This window comes from Leptospira johnsonii, from assembly GCF_003112675.1.
GTDB classification, from domain to species: domain Bacteria; phylum Spirochaetota; class Leptospiria; order Leptospirales; family Leptospiraceae; genus Leptospira_B; species Leptospira_B johnsonii.
Genome location: NZ_BFAY01000006.1, coordinates 143,267 through 163,587, shown reverse-complemented (window position 1 = coordinate 163,587; position 20,321 = coordinate 143,267). Strand labels below are relative to the sequence as shown.

At 42.2% G+C, this 20,321-nt stretch carries 20 protein-coding genes and 1 tRNA gene; 7 read left to right on the top strand and 14 right to left on the bottom strand.

Translation table 11 applies throughout. From position 1 onward, the window contains the following. Positions 1 to 4 precede the first annotated feature (4 nt). The 4 genes from LPTSP_RS04380 to LPTSP_RS04360 form a co-directional block, all read right to left on the bottom strand. Positions 5 to 1,051 carry an NAD(P)-dependent alcohol dehydrogenase gene (locus LPTSP_RS04380; RefSeq protein ID WP_108927613.1) on the bottom strand — a complete coding sequence of 349 codons (1,047 nt, stop codon included), beginning with the start codon at positions 1,049 to 1,051 and terminating at the stop codon, positions 5 to 7. Between the two features lie 183 nt (positions 1,052 to 1,234). Next, entirely contained in the window at positions 1,235 to 2,335 is a 1,101-nt protein-coding gene (gene rktP / locus LPTSP_RS04370; protein ID WP_108927611.1) for an Arg-Lys translocation region protein phosphatase RktP, read from the bottom strand. 1 nt (position 2,336) lies between these two features. After that, the gene (gene tatC / locus LPTSP_RS04365) at positions 2,337 to 3,140 is read right to left on the bottom strand and encodes a twin-arginine translocase subunit TatC (RefSeq protein ID WP_108927610.1); all 804 of its coding nucleotides are present in this window, start codon (positions 3,138 to 3,140) and stop codon (positions 2,337 to 2,339) included. A 57-nt stretch (positions 3,141 to 3,197) separates the two neighbouring features. Next, positions 3,198 to 3,443 carry a Sec-independent protein translocase subunit TatA/TatB gene (locus LPTSP_RS04360; protein ID WP_108927609.1) on the bottom strand — a complete coding sequence of 82 codons (246 nt, stop codon included), beginning with the start codon at positions 3,441 to 3,443 and terminating at the stop codon, positions 3,198 to 3,200. A gap of 118 nt (positions 3,444 to 3,561) precedes the next feature. Here LPTSP_RS04360 and LPTSP_RS19070 point away from each other — a divergent pair, with 118 nt between their 5' ends. The 7 genes from LPTSP_RS19070 (at position 3,562) to LPTSP_RS04330 (ending at position 10,278) form a co-directional block, all read left to right on the top strand. Then, complete coding sequence (locus tag LPTSP_RS19070; protein WP_167396409.1) at positions 3,562 to 3,729, top strand: hypothetical protein; 168 nt, start codon at positions 3,562 to 3,564, stop codon at positions 3,727 to 3,729. 3 nt (positions 3,730 to 3,732) lie between these two features. Further along, complete coding sequence (locus LPTSP_RS04355) at positions 3,733 to 4,542, top strand: hypothetical protein (protein ID WP_108927608.1); 810 nt, start codon at positions 3,733 to 3,735, stop codon at positions 4,540 to 4,542. A 53-nt stretch (positions 4,543 to 4,595) separates the two neighbouring features. Further along, positions 4,596 to 4,910 (top strand): thioredoxin, encoded by a 315-nt coding sequence (gene trxA / locus LPTSP_RS04350; protein ID WP_008592903.1) that lies wholly within the window; start codon positions 4,596 to 4,598, stop codon positions 4,908 to 4,910. A 31-nt stretch (positions 4,911 to 4,941) separates the two neighbouring features. Beyond that, a complete protein-coding gene (locus LPTSP_RS04345; RefSeq protein WP_108927607.1) occupies positions 4,942 to 7,092 on the top strand; it encodes a cAMP/cGMP-dependent 3',5'-cyclic-AMP/GMP phosphodiesterase in 2,151 nt (716 codons plus the stop codon). Positions 7,093 to 7,106: 14 nt separating this feature from the next. After that, on the top strand, positions 7,107 to 8,237 hold the full coding sequence (locus LPTSP_RS04340; RefSeq protein WP_108927606.1) for an acyl-CoA dehydrogenase family protein: 1,131 nt from the start codon (positions 7,107 to 7,109) through the stop codon (positions 8,235 to 8,237). A gap of 34 nt (positions 8,238 to 8,271) precedes the next feature. Beyond that, the gene (locus LPTSP_RS04335; RefSeq protein WP_108927605.1) at positions 8,272 to 9,492 is read left to right on the top strand and encodes an Lsa36 family surface (lipo)protein; all 1,221 of its coding nucleotides are present in this window, start codon (positions 8,272 to 8,274) and stop codon (positions 9,490 to 9,492) included. 177 nt (positions 9,493 to 9,669) lie between these two features. Then, complete coding sequence (locus LPTSP_RS04330; protein ID WP_108927604.1) at positions 9,670 to 10,278, top strand: hypothetical protein; 609 nt, start codon at positions 9,670 to 9,672, stop codon at positions 10,276 to 10,278. Here LPTSP_RS04330 and LPTSP_RS04325 read toward each other — a convergent pair. The 10 genes from LPTSP_RS04325 to LPTSP_RS04280 all read right to left on the bottom strand — a co-directional run bounded on the left by LPTSP_RS04325 (position 10,275) and on the right by LPTSP_RS04280 (position 20,282). After that, entirely contained in the window at positions 10,275 to 11,591 is a 1,317-nt protein-coding gene (locus LPTSP_RS04325; protein ID WP_108927603.1) for an MFS transporter, read from the bottom strand. The genes LPTSP_RS04330 and LPTSP_RS04325 overlap by 4 nt on opposite strands. Positions 11,592 to 11,688: 97 nt before the next feature. After that, positions 11,689 to 12,042, bottom strand: coding sequence for a phasin-related domain-containing protein (locus LPTSP_RS04320; RefSeq protein ID WP_108927602.1), 354 nt, complete (start codon positions 12,040 to 12,042; stop codon positions 11,689 to 11,691). A gap of 97 nt (positions 12,043 to 12,139) precedes the next feature. Next, positions 12,140 to 12,715 carry a bifunctional nuclease domain-containing protein gene (locus tag LPTSP_RS04315; protein WP_008592198.1) on the bottom strand — a complete coding sequence of 192 codons (576 nt, stop codon included), beginning with the start codon at positions 12,713 to 12,715 and terminating at the stop codon, positions 12,140 to 12,142. A gap of 60 nt (positions 12,716 to 12,775) precedes the next feature. After that, a complete protein-coding gene (locus LPTSP_RS04310) occupies positions 12,776 to 14,653 on the bottom strand; it encodes an alpha/beta hydrolase (RefSeq protein ID WP_108927601.1) in 1,878 nt (625 codons plus the stop codon). A gap of 89 nt (positions 14,654 to 14,742) precedes the next feature. After that, positions 14,743 to 16,626 carry a PAS domain S-box protein gene (locus tag LPTSP_RS04305; RefSeq protein WP_108927600.1) on the bottom strand — a complete coding sequence of 628 codons (1,884 nt, stop codon included), beginning with the start codon at positions 16,624 to 16,626 and terminating at the stop codon, positions 14,743 to 14,745. 717 nt (positions 16,627 to 17,343) lie between these two features. Further along, positions 17,344 to 17,417: transfer RNA gene (locus LPTSP_RS04300), tRNA-Ile, on the bottom strand. Between the two features lie 44 nt (positions 17,418 to 17,461). Next, on the bottom strand, positions 17,462 to 17,965 hold the full coding sequence (locus LPTSP_RS04295) for a hypothetical protein (RefSeq protein WP_108927599.1): 504 nt from the start codon (positions 17,963 to 17,965) through the stop codon (positions 17,462 to 17,464). Next, positions 17,962 to 18,453 carry an LIC_11959 family protein gene (locus LPTSP_RS04290; RefSeq protein ID WP_108927598.1) on the bottom strand — a complete coding sequence of 164 codons (492 nt, stop codon included), beginning with the start codon at positions 18,451 to 18,453 and terminating at the stop codon, positions 17,962 to 17,964. The genes LPTSP_RS04295 and LPTSP_RS04290 overlap by 4 nt, the downstream gene beginning before the upstream one ends. A 1-nt stretch (position 18,454) precedes the next feature. After that, a complete protein-coding gene (locus tag LPTSP_RS04285; RefSeq protein WP_174704423.1) occupies positions 18,455 to 19,711 on the bottom strand; it encodes a HEAT repeat domain-containing protein in 1,257 nt (418 codons plus the stop codon). A 79-nt stretch (positions 19,712 to 19,790) separates the two neighbouring features. Next, positions 19,791 to 20,282 (bottom strand): response regulator, encoded by a 492-nt coding sequence (locus tag LPTSP_RS04280; protein WP_108927597.1) that lies wholly within the window; start codon positions 20,280 to 20,282, stop codon positions 19,791 to 19,793. Positions 20,283 to 20,321 lie beyond the last annotated feature (39 nt).

The following is a 20,321-nucleotide window of genomic DNA, read 5'->3' as shown; positions in this document are numbered from 1 at the left end:
AGTTTTAATTCAGACTGGCGATATCTATCACAAATCTGTAACGTACGTCGCTTTTGACTACTCTTTCATAAGCGTCGTTCACTTTTTGGATAGGGATCAATTCAATGTCACTGGTGATATTGTGTTTCCCGCAGAAGTCCAACATCTCTTGGGTTTCCGCGATACCTCCAATCAAAGAACCGGCAAGACTCTTACGACCACCGATCAAGGAAAATGCTCCGATCGGTACCTGCTCTTCCGGAACACCGACCACTACCATGGAACCGTCTACCCTCAATAGGCTGAGATAAGCATTCCAGTCTAGGGGCATAGAAACAGTATTGATGATCAGATCAAAACTTCCTCTTAATTTAGTGAATGTACTCTTCTCAGAAGTTGCGTAGAAATGATCCGCGCCTAAACGTTTTGCATCCGCTTCTTTTTTGTTGGATTGGCTGAGTACTGTAACTTCTGCTCCGAGTGCGTGAGCGATCTTCACACCCATATGACCAAGTCCTCCAAGTCCAATGATCGCTACTTTTTTACCTGGACCTGCTTTCCAATGAGCAAGCGGAGAATACAGAGTGATCCCTGCACAAAGTAGAGGAGCTGCGGCATCCAATGGCAGATTATCAGGAATTCTTAAAACATAATTCTGATCCACTACGATCTTATTGGAATATCCTCCATAAGTAGGGGTCTTTCTATCTTGTTCTCTTCCATTGTAGGTGGCGCTCATTCCGGTTTCGCAGAATTGTTCCAAACCTGCTTTGCAATGTTCACATTCTCTGCAAGAGTCCACAAAACATCCGACTCCTACCTTATCTCCTACTTTAAACTTTGTAACCTTGGGTCCTACTTTTGATACTACACCTGTGATCTCATGTCCGGGAACCATAGGGAAGATAGATCCTCCCCATTCGTCTCTTGCTTGGTGTATGTCCGAATGACAGATACCGCAGTAATGAATATCGATGACTACGTCTTCGTCTTTGGCATCTCTTCTATCGAATTGAAAAGGTGCTAAGGGAGCCTTTGCAATAGCGGCAGCATAACCTTTTGCTTGGATCATTTTGTTCCTCGTTTTGGATTTAATATTGGATGAATTTCAAGTGGAAGGAAGAAATTCGAAAACCGAATTCGGAGAATTTTCCGAACTGATTTTCCAGAGAATTAGACAGACTGCAAGAAGAACTGTTTTTCTTTTTTCTTCTATTCAGAAAAAATTATACTATCCCGCGGTCTATCAGTGATATTAATCCCTGACTCTACCAACTGTCAGGATCGCAGCTTTGGAGAGTCCCTTTTTGCCGGATTCCATTTCTAGAAATCTTCCAAAATCCAAGGTGAGTTCTCTGGAGTTTTTATATTCTCTCCCTGAACTCCAGTTTTGGAGCTGGATGAGAAGTGGAGCTACACCGGCGGAACTAGTAAGTTCAGTCAGTCTATCACTTAGGAATACCAAATATTCTCCCGGCCTGACTTGGATCTTTTTAACATCCCTTGTAGTACTTCTGAAATCAAAGAATACTTGTTTAGAGATCGGTAATGCAGTCGTTTTACCACTTTTATGAATAAGTGCAGGAAGTTTTTGGAACTGTAAGATACCAGCTTCTCCATTTCTGGTTTCTAAATAAAAAAGTGTAAGGCTTAGATAGGAGATAGGTGTGGATCTGAGTGCACGATCCATTTTATAGAGTAGATCTTCTCCCCTTAGGCCCGTAGTTTCCTGAGCAAGGGAGATCATCCCTTCTATCCGTACCTTGAGAGAAGATTCAATCGCTCCATGGTTTGGAAATCCCGCAAGCACTCCGAAACAACCGTCTGCAGTCGGGATGATATTTGCATAATCCGCATCTCCACTATCGGAAGACCGAGGGAAAACGGTGATGTCCAGGTTTTTGATCTTATGAAGTCTGATCTTATGAAAAAATTTCTGGATCTGGTCGGAGAGTTCTCTTTCTTTCTTGTTTAAAGATTCTTGGGAAACCGATTCTTCTTTGGTCTTTTTCTGATAGAGAGCGATCCTGAAATGTCTAGCAAGTTCTCCTAGTTCGTCTTCTCTTTCTATTTCTCCCGAATCCTCATACACATCCTGAGTCCAGTTCTGTAAAAGTTGGGAAATGGATTTAAGGGATTTAAAACTTAAGTTTAAAAGATAGTAGGTGAGTATTCCAAGTGCAACGGAAAAGAGAAGTCCGACACTTAAGCGGATCCAAACGAATGCTCTTAATTCTTTTCTGATCTCCTCTCCAAAAAGAAAATCATCCAAAAGTAGATAAGATAAAAATAATACGAAAGAAGCGGTAAAAGAAGCGAATGCTAATTTCTGCTTGGACTGGATATTCGGAAACAATTCATTTCCTCTCTATGATTGCGATCAATACCAAAGAGATTGCGAACAAGACCAACAATGGAACGAATAACATCAACATAGAGATCACGTCAGGTCCGGGGGATAATACCGCTGCCGCAAATGCGATCCCTATGAATGCTTCTCTCCAATGTTTGAGTAAAAAAGAAAGTTTTAATATTCCGACTGCAGCGAGTAATACCATGATCACCGGAAGTTGGAAAGACAATCCGAAGATCAGATGCATATTGAAGAATACGTCATAGTATTCGTCTATAGGGAGTTTGGTTTCTATATCCAGAGGCCTAACAGTGACTAAGAATATCTTTAAAAAACTTTCAAATGCTTGGGCCCAGCATAACCAAACTCCCAGCCAAAATAGAACGGTGGAGAATGCGATTAGTGCTTTTCCGAGTCTTGCTGCTCTTGGTTCCAATGCGGGAGAAACAAATCCCCATAAAAAAGCTAACGCGAAAGGAAAGGTGATCAAGATAGAAACCATAAATCCTGTTCGTAGATAAACCATGAAAGGAGCCATGAGTTTGATTTGGTAGAATGTCGCGGATTCTCCCAAAATGTTCTTGTACGGTTTAATGACTATCTTATGGAGCTCTTCTCCGAAATACAAAGCTACTACGAAGAAAACTGTAAATACCAGAATGGAACGTATTAGAACGGAACGTAATTCCTCTAAATGTTCACCCAGGGTCATAAACTTTTCTCTGTCATGAGGAAGACTTTCCTCTGAGGCAGAGATGGAAGGTGACTTCATTTCGCTAGTTGAAAGGCGCTTTTTTTTAGAAGGCATATCGAAAGGTTGGAATTCCTTCTCGGTTATAAAAGGGCCCCAAGGCCCCTTTCATTATTAAGCGGATTTTTTGGATTTTTTAGGGGAAGAACTTGGAGCCGTCGGTTTCGTTTCAGGTTCCTGGATTTTAGCAGATTCAGATTCGGAATCTCCGGAAAGAGATTTGCGAAATTGGCGGATTCCGTCCCCTAAATCCTTTGCTAAAGAGGGAAGTCGCTTGCCCCCGAAAAGTAGGAGAGCTAAACCTAGTATGAAAAAGATTTCCCAAGGGCCTAAATTTAAAAATGCGAGTGGTGCGTACATATACTATCTCCTTAGTTAGGATTTTGCCTCTGTAATATATGTCAAATAGTTAGTAGGAACAAGCCGATAATTCTATTGGGACTTCGGTTCAGATAGAACGGCAAAAACGGACGAGTTTATGAGAATAGAATCCAATCCCTTAGATTCCATCTCCGTTCCTCTTCCAGTTCGAGAACCTGGCGGAGCGGAAGAACAAGAAGAAGATCGGAAAAAAGCGGAGAATACTCCCAATTCCGATTATATGTACGCCCTTTCTGTCGGAAGTTTGATAAATGTGCAGGTGTAATTAATGGCTCTTACTAAGGAACAGAAGCAGGAATTCCAGGAAAAACTGGCGGATTTTCGGGCATTTTTGGAGGATTTGAAGAAGGAAGGAAATCTTCTCAAAGCCCAATCCAGAAAAGATCCTAAAATGGAACCTTACTTCAATGTGGCTCTTTCCTTAAATTCTATCAAAAACATAAATACCTGTCTTCTGATCAATGAGATCTCTGTCGCTATTCTGGATCTGAAATCGGATACCTACCTCAACCAAGGGAGGAAAGAAATTTATAGCGCGATCTCCTTTATGGAGAAAGTAGTCGGAACCGACTTCGAGTCCGGTTTAGGGGAAAATAAGGACCTTCTTGCTAAAATCATAGAATTTAATCCCCTCCAAAGACTGAATTACGTAAAGGGGCTCAGGACCTGCACCACGAACACGATCGAGGCGTTCGGCTCCAACTCCAAATGGAAATGGAGTTTTCCGGAGATCCATTTCAAAATCGCCATACTCAGTAAGAATCTTTTTGACTTTAGGGCTTTCGAGAAGGAAAGAGACTTAGAAAATCCGTTTTATTATCCCAGACAGGAACACTATAATTTAATCCTGGAACTTTGTAACTTTGCCGCTCAGGAATATCGCGCCAAATTCGATTTGTCCACTCAGGACGCCGGGGATCTGAAAAAATCCATATCCCTTTTGGAGGTAAACCGTAAAATCCTGCAAACCACAGGCGAAACGGAAGATCTGGGGAAGACAAAAACCCTGATAGAATCCCTAAAAGAGAAGGTAGAAGCGATAGAAGCTGAGAAGGAAAAGAAGAAAAAGAAGAAATAGACCCGTCCAATTTGTTATAAAGAGTGGGAAAAAAACAGGAGAAAATCTAACTCATGGCATTGACCGAAATAAACGATTCAACTTTCAGCTCGGAGATTAACGGGGGCATGGTTCTAGTGGATTGCTGGGCCGAATGGTGCGGTCCCTGCAGAATGGTCTCCCCGGTTCTGGAAGAGCTTTCGTCAGAGATGAACGATATTCTAAAAATTAAAAAATTAAACGTAGACGACAACCAGGACACGGCACAAAAATTAAATATCCAATCTTTGCCGACCCTTCTACTTTTCAAAGACGGACAATTGGTGGATAAGATCATAGGAGCTCTTCCTAAGGCGCAAATCAAAAGTTTCATCGAAAGACATAAATAAAAATTCGATCTCGACTGCGGCGGAATTTTCCATGCTAAAAGAACAAACCAGGGGATATATAGAACTTCCTAGAGGGGGGTATCTAGTTGAAACAAGCGAGGGCTTCTTTCAGATCGGCTCTCCTCCCGAAACCATCAAAGACACGATGGCCGAAAAAAAGACTCCCCTGGTATTTATACTTCCTAATAAATTTTTCCACGTAGAAAAGGGGATCAGCACGGCAGAGCTTGAATTCCCCATTTACTTTAACTTCTTCTTAAGACAAAAAAAGACCACTATCATCTGTACCGCTGAACAAAAAGATCAGCTTATCACCGTGCTTAAAGAATCCTTAATGGGTCCGGAAGAGATCAATTTGGAATCTGAATACTTAGACGGTGCGGAATCTTTCGGCTTTCCCGATATGAAAGCGGAGATGGCTTATTTCAGAGGATACAAAGGACTAGACGATGTAGTCGAATTCCAAGTATTCGATAGAGATAATATGGTCAACCTGGGAAAAGTTTTGGTACGTAAACTTCCGTCCGGTGATTTTAGAATTACTGATGGAACGAAAGAGACCGAGATCCCTGGAGAAGTTGGATTTAATATAAAATACGAGATCGGTCATAGACTAAAGGAACCTTTCCAAGCTCCTTTACTCGGGATCACTTGTCTTGGACCTTCTCACGGATTCGATCCTGAGGATAATACTTCCGGCTTTATCATCTGGTTAAACCACCAAGGTATCATGGTGGATCCGCCTGTGAATTCGACAGAGTGGCTTCGCATGTCCAATGTGAATCCGAAACTAATTAACCACGTTATTCTCACTCATTGCCATGCGGATCATGACGCAGGAACCTTCCAAAAAATTATGGAAGAGACCAAGATCACTATTCATGCCACCGCAACAGTAATGGAAAGTTTTATCCGAAAATATTCTGCTCTCACTAAGATCCCACGCAGGGAATTGCTGGAACTTTTTCATTTCCAACCAATCATCATCGGAAGACCTTTGATGATCAATGGGGGAGAATTCAATTTTCATTATGCATTACATTCGATCCCTTCTGTAGGATTTGAGTTCTTCTTCCAAGACCAATCCTTTGTGTATACATCTGATCATTTGAATGAACCTGATGTACACGATAAGATGTACGAGAAGGGAGTTCTTCCTGAATCTCGTTGGAAATTTTTAAAAGAATTTCCTTGGGACAGAAGGATCATCTATCATGAGGCGGGTATTCCTCCTCTTCACACAAGAGTAAGTTATCTAGCAAGTCTTCCTCCTGAGATCCAGGAAAAGATCACCGTATATCATATCGCAAGAACGGATATGCCTCCTGGGACCAAATTGAAATTGGCCCGTTTCGGAATAGAGAACACTGTTTATCCTGAGATCACTCCTCCAAAACATATGGAGGCTTATAACCTTCTCGATATCCTAAGCCAAATAGATATATTTAGCGGATTCCCGATCGAAAAAGCGAAGGAATTCCTACTGATCGTCCGCGATGAAAAATACAAACGTGGAGACCAGATTATCAAGAAGGGAACTCCAGGTGATAAATTCTATATCATCGCTTCCGGGAACGTAAAATTCGAAGGACTCCTCGGGGATTCCGATATAGCACCCATTAAACGATACGGTCAGTACGAATATTTCGGAGAAGCTTCTCTAGTTTTGGATCTTCCTAGAGCCGCGGACGTTTTTGCGGAAACAGATGTAGTAGCTCTTACAATAGAGAAGAATAAATTCTTACAGTTTATTAGAAATACAGACCTAAGACAAAACTTAATACGACTGAACAGCATTCGTGATAGTAACTCATGGAAAACGCTGTTAGATTCGCGCCATTTTAAAGGACTTACAAGCCATCAAGTCACTCAATTAGAGATGATCATGAGACTTTCCAAGGTGAACAAAGGTTCAGTGCTTATCGCGGAAAAAGCGTTTTACCACGAGGCATATATCATTCGTCATGGAAAAGTAAGCGTATATCAACACGGCAAAAAATTAGCCGAGTTGACCGACGGGGATTTCGTGGGAGAGATCTACGCGATGTCTAAAAAACTGGTGTCCAATTACACGTTCCAAGCAGAATCAGAAACGGAATTGTTCTCTATTTCTCAGAACGAACTCATCCAGTACATTAAACGGAACCCCGGCGTTTACATGAGAATGAATACCGTCTACTGACACGGGGGATATATATGGAAAGAGTCCTACAATTTACCGAAGAGCATGAAGCTTTTCGCGATATGGCACGCAAGTTTTTCGAAACTGAAGTAGCTCCTCATCATCATGAATGGGAAAAAGTCGGAATGGTTCCGAAAGAACTTTGGAAAAAAGCGGGAGCAAGTGGACTGCTTTGCCCGGACGTTCCGGAAGAATACGGTGGATCGGGTGCGGACTTTCTATATAACGTTGTTGTAATAGAGGAATCTTCCAGATCCGGAAACAGCGGGTTTTTCGTATCCCTTCATAACGATGTAATCGCACCTTATATCAGCGCTTACGGGAACGAAGAACAAAAGAAGAGATGGTTGCCTGGTTGTTGCAGCGGGGACAGCATTTTAGCAGTCGCTATGACAGAGCCTGGAGCAGGTTCTGATCTAAAAAGTCTCAGGACTTCTGCCGTGGATAAAGGAGACCATTATGTGGTCAACGGTCAAAAAACATTTATTTCCAACGGACAGCTTGCAAATTTAGTAATTACCGCCGTGAAACATGAAAACGGCACGATTTCGCTTGTTATGATAGAAGAGGGGATGAAAGGTTTCGAAAGAGGCCGTAATCTCGAGAAGATCGGACTAAAAGCCCAGGATACCTCGGAATTATACTTCAACGACGTAGTAGTTCCCAAAGAGAACGTAATCGGAAAAGACGGACAAGGTTTCCGTTATTTGATGATGAAACTCGCTCAAGAGCGTCTCGTACTAGCGATCGCAGCGGTAGAAGCCACTGCACTAGTGCAAAGAATGACTCTAAAATATATTAAAGAGAGGATGGCTTTCGGGAAAAAGATCGGAAGTTTTCAACACATCAAATTTCAAATGGCGGAGATGGCTACGGAACTGGAAATGTGCCGTACCTTCGTCGACAAAGTGGTTTCGGAGCATATCGCAGGAAAAAAATTAACCGTAGAGGCTTCTATGGCTAAGTATTATTCCACAGAGATGCAAAAACGTCATACTGACCTCTGCCTCCAGTTTTTCGGAGGATACGGCTATATGATGGAATACCCGATCGCAAGAGCGTATTTGGATGCAAGGATCCAGACGATTTATGCGGGAACCACCGAAATCATGAAAGAAATTATTGGTGGAAGTTTAGGACTCTGAAATAATCTCGAAATAGTCATCGTCCAAGGGTAAAATGGATCGAATGGCTCCTTTAGAGAGTAGAATTGGGCGGTATATTCGATATGCCGCCTTCCTTATCTTAGCTTCTTCCTTATATTTCATCCCGGTTTCCTCCGCAGAAGCACAGGTTTCCTGTATTCCTCCTGCTTCCGGAAACAATGTTTGTAGTCTAATCCCAGCCTCGACAGCGGCTCAGTTCAATGGTTTGGAAGAAACCATTCGTAAAGAATATCTAAACGAACTGACCAAGTCCATGGCGGACGCATCCGTTCTCGCCAATATCAATGCTTCTATGATGGGACCAGGGACCATCAACCGTTTCCAAGTGGGAGCGGGCCTTGGAGTTGCCGGAGTCCAAAAGGACGATATCAATATCCAATACAGCGATATTTCTATTCCTAAGTTCCCGAATGTAGGAGCTTCGATCAACCCAGCGGTAATGGCGGGTGTAAACCTAGGATGGTTACTCGGACAGGGACCTGCGGATCAAGCGGATCCGGACGAAAAGAATAAAAACTCCGGTAGATCCTTTCTACATAGGATCAATATTTATGCCCATGGTTTCCAAGGTAATATCGCTAACGGTGATATAAAATCTTTGAGTGATTCCACTTCCAAGGATCTGTCCATGTCAGGGAATGTAAACAGTTTCGGAATGACTGTCCGATTCCAGATCGCAAGAGAAAGGTATACTAAACTGGACTTCTTCGGATTTACAGGTATTAGTTTGGGGATCGGTTTCCATAGAAAATGGGAAGAGATCAATATGAATTATCATCCAAGTGGAACAGATGCTGTCAAAGTAGAGTTCGGTCCTGCAACAGGTAGATGGGATGCGGATGTTAACTTCGCTTATCAATCGAAGGTGCAATCCGTTCCTGTAGATATTAGAACGGGGGTTCGACTCTTCTATATCTTAACCTTGTTTGCGGGAGCTGGTATTTCGAATAATACTGGATATACCAAATTGAATTTAGGAGTAAGCGGCCCTCTATATTTGGCTTTAGATCCTAACGCTTCCGGTCTTCCTCCTGAGATCATCCAACAGATGAACGGTAATGCAAGCGGTACACTATCCTTAAGGACTAGCGGCTCTGCCGACGTTAGAACCCAGATGAACTATTTCGTAGGTGGTTTTGAATTGAACATATTGATGTTCAAGGTTTTGGCAGAGGCAATGGCTACCGACGATAAGATCTATTCAGCGAACCTTGGTATCAAGTTCGCTTTATAAAATAGCTTACCCTAAAAGTGAGGCCCGGGAACCGACCGGGCTTTCAATTTCCCTTATTTTATTTTAAGTAATTATAAAAAAGGCACGCCTTTTGCAGTATTGTTAGTAGAATGCAAAAGTCTGGGTTCCAATGGATAGAATGTTCAGGAATTCAGCATTTAGCATCAAAGGTATCCGATGATCACTACTCCAGGAAAACCTCTGCACCTCTCTTGCATTCCTAGGGGCGAGGCCTATGCCCTAAAGGTCAATATTTCCAAAAATGAGATAGGGATCATTTATAGGGTTACCGCAGTTCTCTATGTTCATGGTTGGAATATAGAAGAAGCGATCGCCGAAACATCTACGGATGGTTATATCCAGGACATCTTCATAGTGAAACGTATAGATGGTTCTCCTATGACGGACGAACATCTGAATGCGATTCATGCGGATCTTCACGAGTTGTTTTATGGTGGAATGTCCGTAATGAACTATCTGTCAAATCATCCTGAAAAGATGGAAAGTTTAAGAGCCAAGGTGGAGAATGCACCGGAAATTTTCCTATTCAACTCCGAGATCAGCGATTCTACAGTAATGGATCTTAGAATGGAAGATAGACCAGGGATCTTATTCGAAATCTCTCAGATCTTATTCTTATTCGGAGTAGATATTCTTTCCTTTAAAGCGGTAACGGATTCAGGCCAGGTGCGGGACACATTCTTACTTAGATTGGAGAATGGATCCAAGCTGGACGAAAATTTACACTTCAATAGATTGAAAGAAGCTTTAAACGCAGTTCTTTAATTCTTAGAAGGCGGCTGTTTTACAAACATGAACAGGCCTAAGAAAATAAAACTTAAGATCCCAGATACCAAGAAAGAAATCTGAGGTCCTTTTTGGGAATACACTACGCTGAATAAGATAGGCGAGATCCCTCTTCCGAAAGATCCTAAACTTCTTAAGATCCCCAAATTTTTTCCCTGTTCACTTGGAGAAGAGAATAAGGAAACGATAGAAGAGACAGTTGGATTTAAGAATGCGCTGCCCATAGCCAAGAAGGTCAATGCCACGAAAAGTAAGAATGTGGATTGTTCGGAAGCTATTACAGACGTGCTTGAAAAATATAAGAAAGAAAATCCTAATATCAAGAATACAGCGGCGAGAAGTCCTACTTTTTTTTCCGCGACTTTTCCGCTGATCCTGCGGATAATTCCACCTTGTACAAAAACTATGATCAGTCCTATATATACGAAAGTGTAACCTATACTTACCGGTTTATATCCTAAGAATTGATCCAAATAAAAATTCAGAGAGAATTCGAATCCGGAGAAGAAGAGAAGAAAATATAAATTTAGGAATCCCAAATACATGATCTCTCTGGAACCAAGATCAAAAACTCCCAATGCAGGGTGAATTCTGCCTTCCGATTTTTTACGTAAATTATGAGGAAGAGTTTCTCTGAATCTGAAAAGTATTAAGAGTAAATTTACAAAAGATGCAGCGGTTGCCATCAAGGCGACGGAAGGGAAGATTGTCATCTTCTCCAATGGTAGAAAAGGAAGAAGATAAGAAGGATCAGTATGAGCTAAAATCCCACCGATGGAAGGACCGGCGATAAATCCAAGACCGATCCCGGCGCCTATCATTCCCATTCCTTTTGTTCTGTCCTGTTCTGAAGTGGAGTCCGCCATCGCAGCAGTTGCCACAGAAACATTCCCACCCATAAGACCAGTGACTATTCTAGAAAGAACGAATAAGGAAAAACTTCCGGAGAAAAGCCAAACAAGGTATCCTAGAAAACTTCCTGTGCAGGTAAAAACTAGAACCGGTCGTCTCCCGGTACTATCTGAAAGTTTTCCCCAAATAGGTGAGAACAAAAATTGAAGGATAGAATATAAACTTGCTACGATCCCACCAAAGAGAGCCACAAAAAGTTTCCAGTCGCTTGTCCTTCCGTCCAAAATGCGGGAAGTCCAACCTGCCAAAAGATCTAAGACAGGATCTCCTGCCTGGGCCAAGAAATGATTTAATGTTTCCGGAAAGATAGGGAAGATGAGGGAAAATCCCATCATGTCAATGAAGACTGTAAGTATTAATATGAAGGATTGTTTCCTCATTACGAGTGGCCTGAATAAGATCAGGCCTAGTATCCGGGACCCGCTTTCTTTGTCCCGAATTTTTCTAAGCCACAGCTTTTATCAAGTTTTCCGAATTTTACTTTTTAGTGAGTTTTTTTAGCTCTTCTAATGCAGACTTAGCCTTAGCTTTAAATTCTTCCGGGAGAGCCTCGTCAATTTGTGTCGAAATTTTTTCGAAATTCTCTTTGAGCTGACTGATCACAGCTTTAGAACTTTCGTTTGCATTCAGTAACTTATCCTGAGCGTCGCCCACAGTTTTCTGGATCAGGTCCCTGAGCCTGTTTGCTTGTTCCGATTGGTTCTGAGCTCCCTTGCTCTTGAGATCCTGGTAGGCATGGTCGAGATCAGAAAGGCTCTGTTTTAGTTTATCTTCTCCGGATTGAAATAAAGCGATTCCGGCGTTTAGGATGTCCATTAAAGATTTTTCCATGATTGTTGCTCCAAGGGAACCAAGGATACAGAAGGAAAGGACTTAGGTCCAGTATGTTCGGAAGAAAAATCCGATTTTTTACGGATTTGAAAAGAAATTAGGAGGGATTTTCCAGAAGTTTACGGATCTGATCCCTGATCTTAGCGGCAGTCTCGTAATCTTCCGCTTTTAGGGCATTGTCCAGAGAGTCCTGTAGGATCTCCAACTGGGACTTAGGCAATTGGGAAATTTTTTCTTTTCCGATGGTCTCTCCAGGGATCTCGTCGTCCTTCATCACGATCCCTGCTTCTTCGATGACTTTTTTTGCCAGATAAATCGGAGCATTAGCGCGAAGAGCGAGTGCGATCGAATCACTCGGCCTAGCGTCGAGCACAATCAATTCCTCGTCTTTACGTAGAGTGATCTTTGCATAAAAAGTATTGTCTATGATCTCTTCGATTGCGATCTTCACGATCTGCACTCCCAGAGTAGTGAGTAAAATTGTCATCAGATCATGGGTCATCGGTCTTGGAGGTTTTGTACCTTCTAAAACCGAAGTAATGGAATGTGTTTCTAAAGGGCCGATAAAAATCGGAACAACCCTCTGATCCGAATCGTCCTTTGCCTTTAAAAATACGGCAAAGCCCACGTTCGTGAGAGAGATATTATATATGGTCGCTTCCAAAAGATCCATTTCCTAGTATTTGAACCTATCTTTCGTTTCCCGAAATGTCAAGCGTTCTAAACCTGGGGATCAAGTCGAGTCCAATCCTTTTATCCAGGAGTCAATTTCGGAACACATTTCTTTAACAACCGGCATGTGGAAAACGATACCTAAGTGACCCTGTTCGTACGAAAGAATCTTATTTTTTTTGTGAGGAAGTGCAGCAAGATCGTTCTCGATTGTCTCGCTCGGAACTACTTTGTCCACGGAACCCAGAACGGAAAAAAGTGGGATCTGCAGATTTTTTTGGAGCGCGGTATAATCCAAAGTTCCGTCGTAGGAAAGAAAGGATCTGTCCTGACTCAATTGAGATCTTAGGAACTGGAGAACTACTTTTGTGGATTCTTCGCAAAAAATATCTTCGATCAGAAAATACCATTCGGGAGGAGAAATCTGTTTATAACCCACGAAGTCTCTTAGGTTTACAACTTTTGCATGCAGATCGAAAGAGACTGCTCTCAAAGAGGAATGTAGTCCAAGAAGAAATTTAAAAAACTTATTCAGATCCACCGTGGGGAGAGTTGTTTGTAGGGAAAAAGAAGTCAGATCGAAAAGAAAATCTGAGATCGTTTTAGAAGGAACCAGTTTTAGTCCCATTTTTAGAATGTCCAGACCCGGAATTTGAGCCTGAAGTCTCACGAAATTCGGAGAGGTGATGGAAACAATTCCGGAGATCAATTCATCAGGACGAGTAAGCGGAACAGGGGAGTTTGGTTTTCGTTTTACGATCTCTTCGTATGCGGAACAGTAGAAACGAGGGATCATTCCCCCCATACTATGACCGACCACTACCAATTGTTCGTTCGGAAAATTCTCTTTGATCCAGTGCAGAACAGCAGGAAAGTCCTCTTGGATGAAATCATCCACTGTCCAGCCTTCTCTGATCCCAAAAAGAGGCAGGGTCCTTCTGGATCTTCCCCTCATATCCATGGAGAAAACTCTATACCCATGGCGGAGTGATAACTCTCTGGCCACCTTGTCCATTACGGACCTTCTGCAAAAGAAACCCGGAATAAGAAGAAGGTTCTTACCTGTATCGTTCTTATCCTTTGGTTCGAAACGTTTTAAACTAACAGAGTACCCGTCTCCGGAAGGAATGAGAAAACTCGCATCCAGTCTATAAGATCTTTGGTAGGTATGAGAATCGAAAACAATGGTAGTAACAGGTTCGTCTTGGCCGAAACCTCTGGTATAGAATAGATGTTTTGCTCTGGAATGGAGATCCGACTTTTCAATATTCTTACGCGCATAATAAGGATCTCCTTTTACACCCATCTCTTTGGAGATCACAAAGTCGACTACGTCGTAAAGACTGTACAATTGTTGTCTGACTTCTTCTTCCTGTTCGGGACTCATATTATCCCTGCGGATCCCCCATAACATACCGATCGGAAAACCTTTCACAAACAATGGAATGCCCGCGGCATAGTTCATTGTTTTGGTAAGAAGCTGCTTTAAGTTGGGATGGACCCTATCATCATCCAAACTATGGAAATAAACTTCCGGCCTTGCCTTTTTTTCCACAGAGAGGATTGCTTCTCTCAAATATTTGGCAGAGAGATTTCCGGGATCTTGGATAGAGATCGGAATTGTAGTTCGGATAAAGTCATCTATACTTTGGAGACCGATCCTATCGGTCACCTGTTTCATTCTAAAATGAGTGGCAGATGCTACTATCTTTAGGTTTTTATCTTGGATCGATTCGAAAATTGAATATTGGAATATTGGTTTTCCATTCGGAAGGGTCATGGAGACCATCTTGTTTACGAATGCAGTCCAAACTTTTTGGAGAAATAAGTTCGTACTTTCGGAAAGTGGAAAGATATAGATATCTTCCGCTCCTACCGCATAAGCGCTCCCTTTCCTGCGGGGCTTGGGGTTGACCTTTCGGGCTAGGGTCTGGTCCATAGATTAAGTTTCCATTTCGCCCTACAGGTTGGCAATCTGGAATTCTGGCTAATTTTGGCAGGAAATTCGGAAAAATTAGGGAGAAATTTTTAAGATTTTACGACTGAAAATTCATCCGAATGTTCTTCTTTGTTACAGAATCGGATCGAAACTTCCTTCTCTCCATTTAATTTCCATTGAATGCTTCCCTTTAACTGATCGACTAACATATTTACAAGTTGGAGACCCAGGCCCGGAGAATAATCCGTGCGGAATCCTTTTGGAAAAGGAACTCCATTGTCTGATACGACTAAGTTTACCCAAGAATCTTCTTTAAAAAGTCGGATGGAAATTTTTCCTTCCTGCTTTTTGGGGAATGCATATTTGAAAATATTAGTGACTAGCTCATTTAAGATAAGTCCGAGAGGAATTGCACTTTTCACATCTATTTCTAGATCTTTTAGATCGAGTTGTAGAGAGATCCCGTTCGTTTTTTCTTGGAAAGCATTCAATAGGTTTTCGGTGATCTTTTGGATATAACGATCCAGACGAACAGAATGAGAATTGTCAGAAGTATATAACATCTCATACAAATTTCCAACGGAATGGATACGATTTACTAGGTTCTCTAAAGTATTTTCCAGCTTAGCATCAGATGATCTGGATGCTTCTATCTCCACTATAGAACTGATCATACTCATGCTATTTTTGACCCGATGTTGGAGTTCTTTATAAAGATAATCTCTTTCGTGAAGGTCCTTTGCTAAGGTTTCCAAGGCCGCTTTTGCTTCGGTGATATCTACGCAGGATCCGATAAAACCGGTAAAAATGCCTGATTCATTAGTAATAGGGAGTCCATTGTCTTGGATCCATCTCCAGTCCCCGTTATGATTTTTCAAACGATAGGTCATACTGAAAGGTTGTCTTTCGTCGAAATGACTGGAATAAATCTGAAAACATTCTTCTAAGTCGTTTGGATGAACGCCTTCTGCCCAGCCATCCCCAAGTTCTTGCTCCATACTTCTTCCGGTAAAGTCTAACCAGGTTTGGTTGAACCAATTGCATTTTTTATCCAAGCCGGAAACCCAGATCATAACTGGAGCTGCATTCGCTACGATCTTAAATCTAGATTCACTTTCTTTAATATTCTCCAATAGTGAGTATTCTTTGGAAATATCCCGGAAGACCAAAACGGAACCTATTGTATATCCTTTTTCAGAGAGGATAGGCGCAGAACTTTCAGCAATCCTATGTTCCGAACCTGTTTTAGAAATGAGTAATGCTTGGTTGTCCAGGCCCATGTTTTTTTCCTTGGGCACCAATGGATCCACAGAGTTTCTCATTCTTCTTTTGGTTTTTGCGTTAACAATTTTAAAAACTCTTTCGATAGGCTCTCCGATCGCTTCCGATCTAGTCCAACCGGTTAGGGTCTCCGCAACGTAGTTCATATCCGTAATATTGCCTAACTCGTCCGCGGAAATAACTCCGTCTCCTATGGATCTTAAAGTTGCCTTTAGAAGTTCTTGGTTTTCTTTTAAGGATTCTTCACTTCTTTTTAATCGAAGATGGGACTCATACAATTTGAACGCCATCTTGATGGATGCGATTAGAACAGTTTCTCCGGAATTTTTAACAACGTAACCGTAAGAAGTGATCTTTTCAGTTTTTTCAACGATCTCGGGTTCTGTATGACTGGATAGAAATACGATAGGGATGTCCCTTGTTTTCAGGATGCGGACAGCGGCGTCGGTTCCGTCTTCTTCTCTTCCTAGATCTATGTCCATAAGAACTAAGTCGATGGTATAATCGTTAGTCGCTATTTGAACTGCTTCTTCTGCCGAGGAAGCGGAGATAACTCTGAACCCATTCTTTTTTAATCTTTGAGTTTCGGAGAGAGCAATGATTGCCTCATCCTCCACAAGAAGAATGGTTTTCTTTCTTTCTTCCGGGATGGGAAAGTATTCTCTAAAAATTTTTTCAACCGTCTGAATCATCCCGAATTTCTCCTAACGTAAACTGTGTCAAAGTTTTGACGAATTTCAAGATTATGACACAATTTACGTTATCCCAATTAAGAGAGCAAGCAAAACCGAAAAATTTAGACTGGTTTCTAAGAGCTTGAGTTTTAGGAAAAACTAATGCAAAAGACATAATATTAAGATTTCTTTACCTTATTCTGTCGCATTATAGAGTTTATGTCTTGTTTTGAATGAGTTTTTGTTCATCTACTTCGGTTTAGGTTACGGCTCCAGATGGAAATGGGTCTTCTTTCTCCTATATTATTCGGGAAGTATCTTTTTATATTTTGGGGTGGATTGGTTTTTGAGAACCAATTTGGATCATGGGGTAGGAGGGTAGGATCTACTGCAGTATAAGGAAGAGGACTTGCACCTGCAACCCGCAGATTTTGAATCTGCTGTATGAACGAATGAGAAGAAAACTTTGGGCCCAGAAGGACTTGCCGTTAGGCAGTCTCGCATCCTGCTCGACTTGGCTCCACGGCGTCTTTCTCGCTCCTTCATCCATCCATGGACTCGGCACGCGTTTATTTACGCTCCCTATGGGTCGCTATAAACGCTTTCGCTCGAAAGCTTCAAGTCCTTCTGGAACTTAATTTTGATTGTAGGGAATTATTTCTTGGGCCCAGAAGGACTTGAACCTGCAACCCGGAGATTTTGAATCTGCAGTATGAACGAATGAGAGGAAAACTTTGGGCCCAGAAGGACTTGAACCTTCGACCCGCAGATTATGAGTCTGCTGCTCTAACCAACTGAGCTATAGGCCCGGAGGCTCCATTTTTTGAGGACCACGCCTCCTAGCAAGTCGATTTTACTGTGGGTTCAAGTAACGGTTTGGATTTGAAAACCATTCTTTCAGGTCATGGCGTTCTTTGTAAAATGCGATGTAGAATGTGTAGGCCTTGTCTTCTTTTCGGAGCAGAAAGAAATAGAGCTGGAGTGGGTTTCCTCCCGAATTGTCCTCTTTGGACCAACGTAGGATCTCCGTCCTGTAGATACTGAATTTTTCGGGTGTAGTCTCCGGAAACACCGCTTCCAATACCTTGGTTCCGAGGGTTTCTTCTCCGACTCGGTCCAGTTTTCGCCAGATGGCAAGCCAGGGTCTGTCTTTGAGCGGAACCGCTCTCCAACGTTTTCTGGAGTCGGTGCGGACGAGAGCTTTTTCCGGGAAATCGATTTTGATAAAATCTTCGACGAATGTTTCTCCCGGTTGGTATACTTTTTGGTCAGGATCTAAAGGAACTGGATCTACAGATAAGCTGACGAGGAGAAGGAAGAACGGAAGAATTCGAAAGAAGAAGAGATATCGGATCAAAAGATGATTTCCTCTAAGATCAATTCTTTGTATTTGAGTAGCTGGAATACAGGGATGGATTGTTTTTCCTTTCTATCTGCGAGCGTATCTTCTCCTTTTTTTTTGAATCTTCGGATGGTTTTGTTCTCGAATACGAATACTCCTTGGTATTCTCCTGTGACCTCGTAAGGTGCGCCGGACGCCAGCCTAGAAACATATTTTCTTAATCTTTTATCGAATTTATTATCTCTATATTTATAATATAAAGTATGTCCGTTCCAATCGTAGAATACTACGTAGTTTTCCTTTAAACCTTGGTAATATAGTTTGATCGTTTCCGGATAATTGGGAGAAGAATCCGTTAAGGATTCTTTTAGATCCAGCGCTCTAGGTTCTTGTAGAGTGATGGTCCCTCGGTAAGTGTTTCCAGCGGGTTCTGCATCCAATCTTCTCCCATCCGATGCTAGTATGAAACAAAGAATCGCGGATAGGAGAAGAAATCGTTTCATACTAATCGTTTTCCAGGTCCTCTGATTCTCCGCCGGATGGTTTCCCACCTCCTGAGCCGCCACCTGGATTGGAAGATCCACCGCCGGAAGAAGATCCGCTTCCTTCTCCGCTTAACGGAACTGGATTAGAACCTTCTCCTCCTCCGCTACTCGGTCTGGATTTTCTGGAAGAAGAGCTGGAGCTGGGTCCACCCGCTTTTCGCGTGCCGGTGTCCTTTGTAGGTTTAGAGTCGGAGTTTGCTGGAACAAAACTAGGATCTAGTTTTTTACGAAGTTGGTCTAAGGCGTTTTGGGCGGCACGTTTTACTTTTTCGCTAGGATCTCTTTGTGCCTTGTATTCTAAAATTTCGATAACTGCTGGATCTTCCGTTTCCGCCAAGTGTTTGATTGCGCGAAGTCGGACCATTGCATCGTCGTCTCTTGCGAATGAATATAATTCTTCTATAATTTCCTTATCTCCCAAGGAGACAAGAGCGGTGATCGTATGGATCTTGAGCGCTTGGTAATCTTGGATATCGTTCTTGGACTTTAAGGCCCGGATCTTTTCAAGAAGTTCTCGGAGAGGAGTGATAGCAGCTTCCGATTTGATCTTTCCGAGTGCGTTTACTGAATAAGCTCTAAGTGTGATCGGTTCCTTTTCATCTTTTACTGCCGCGATCAGAACATTCTCAATTGAAGATTTTTTTACTTTTCCGAAATAGAGTGCGATCTGGGCTCTTACTTCCGGATCGTTAAACTTCTCCTGGAATCTTGCTTCTAATACGGAGAATGCCTCGTTTGCCTGAGGAAATTCTCCTAAGGTTTCGATGAGTGCGATCAAAAAATTCGAATTTTTGGTGAAGTCCTGGCTTTTGAGTAGTTCGGTAATAACCGGGATGCCTGAATCGAATTTTAGTTTTTTGACTACATAGACCGCTTCCTTCTGCACATCTTGTTGGTCGTGTTTTAATAATGCGATGATCTTATTTTCGAATTGGGTAAGTTTTAGAATGCTGGAAATTCGAAGTGCATAGATCTTCATGGACCAATCCGGATCCTTGGAAAGGATCACTCCGACTTGATCGTACAATTCTCCTGCTTCTTCTTTTGGAAAATCTTCTAGTTCTCTGAGAGCGCTAGCTCTTTCTTTTGTGGTCCCGTATTTTAGGATCTGGTAGAGAACTTCTTTCTTTTTGCGGATCTGTTCTTCCGTGTATTTAGGCTTAGGTGGAGCTTCTTTGGAAGAAATTTCGTGGAAGGAAAGAAAGCAAAGCACCAAGGAGAGAGCATAAATGCTTCCGAGGGAAATTAACCCTTTTTCAGTTTTGGAAAAAAAGCGGGAACGCTCCAGGGGATTATTATTCGCCTGTCTGCTGCAGTTTGCGGTTTTCTTCTTCGAGTTCCTTAATTTTTCTGTTAAGCTCATTGACTAAATGTTGATTCTCCAGGTTCTGCCGGAACTTCTCTATCAAAGATCGGATATCCTTTGTTAGATCCTCTATGTTCCAGGGTTTTTCCACGTATCTGCTCAATCCCCCGAAATTTATCGCGTGGATGGCGGAATCCAAACCGGCCTGACCGGTGAGCAAAATTTTGATCGAATCTGGAGACCGTTTGTGGACCGATTCCAGAAAATCGGCGCCTTTCATACCGGGCATCACCTGATCCGTAATGATAACTTCGATCACATAACCGGAAGCTTGGATCTCATCCAATAAGGCTAGTGCCTCCTCGGCGCTTCTTGCGGTTTCGATCTCGTGAGTTTTTCCGAACTCGTTATGAAGCTGTTCCTGGAGAGTTTCCAGTACCGACACTTCATCATCGACACAAATAATATAACCTTTATTCATAATCCTAGACCGAAAGGTTGGCCGGTTTCCCGGAACTAG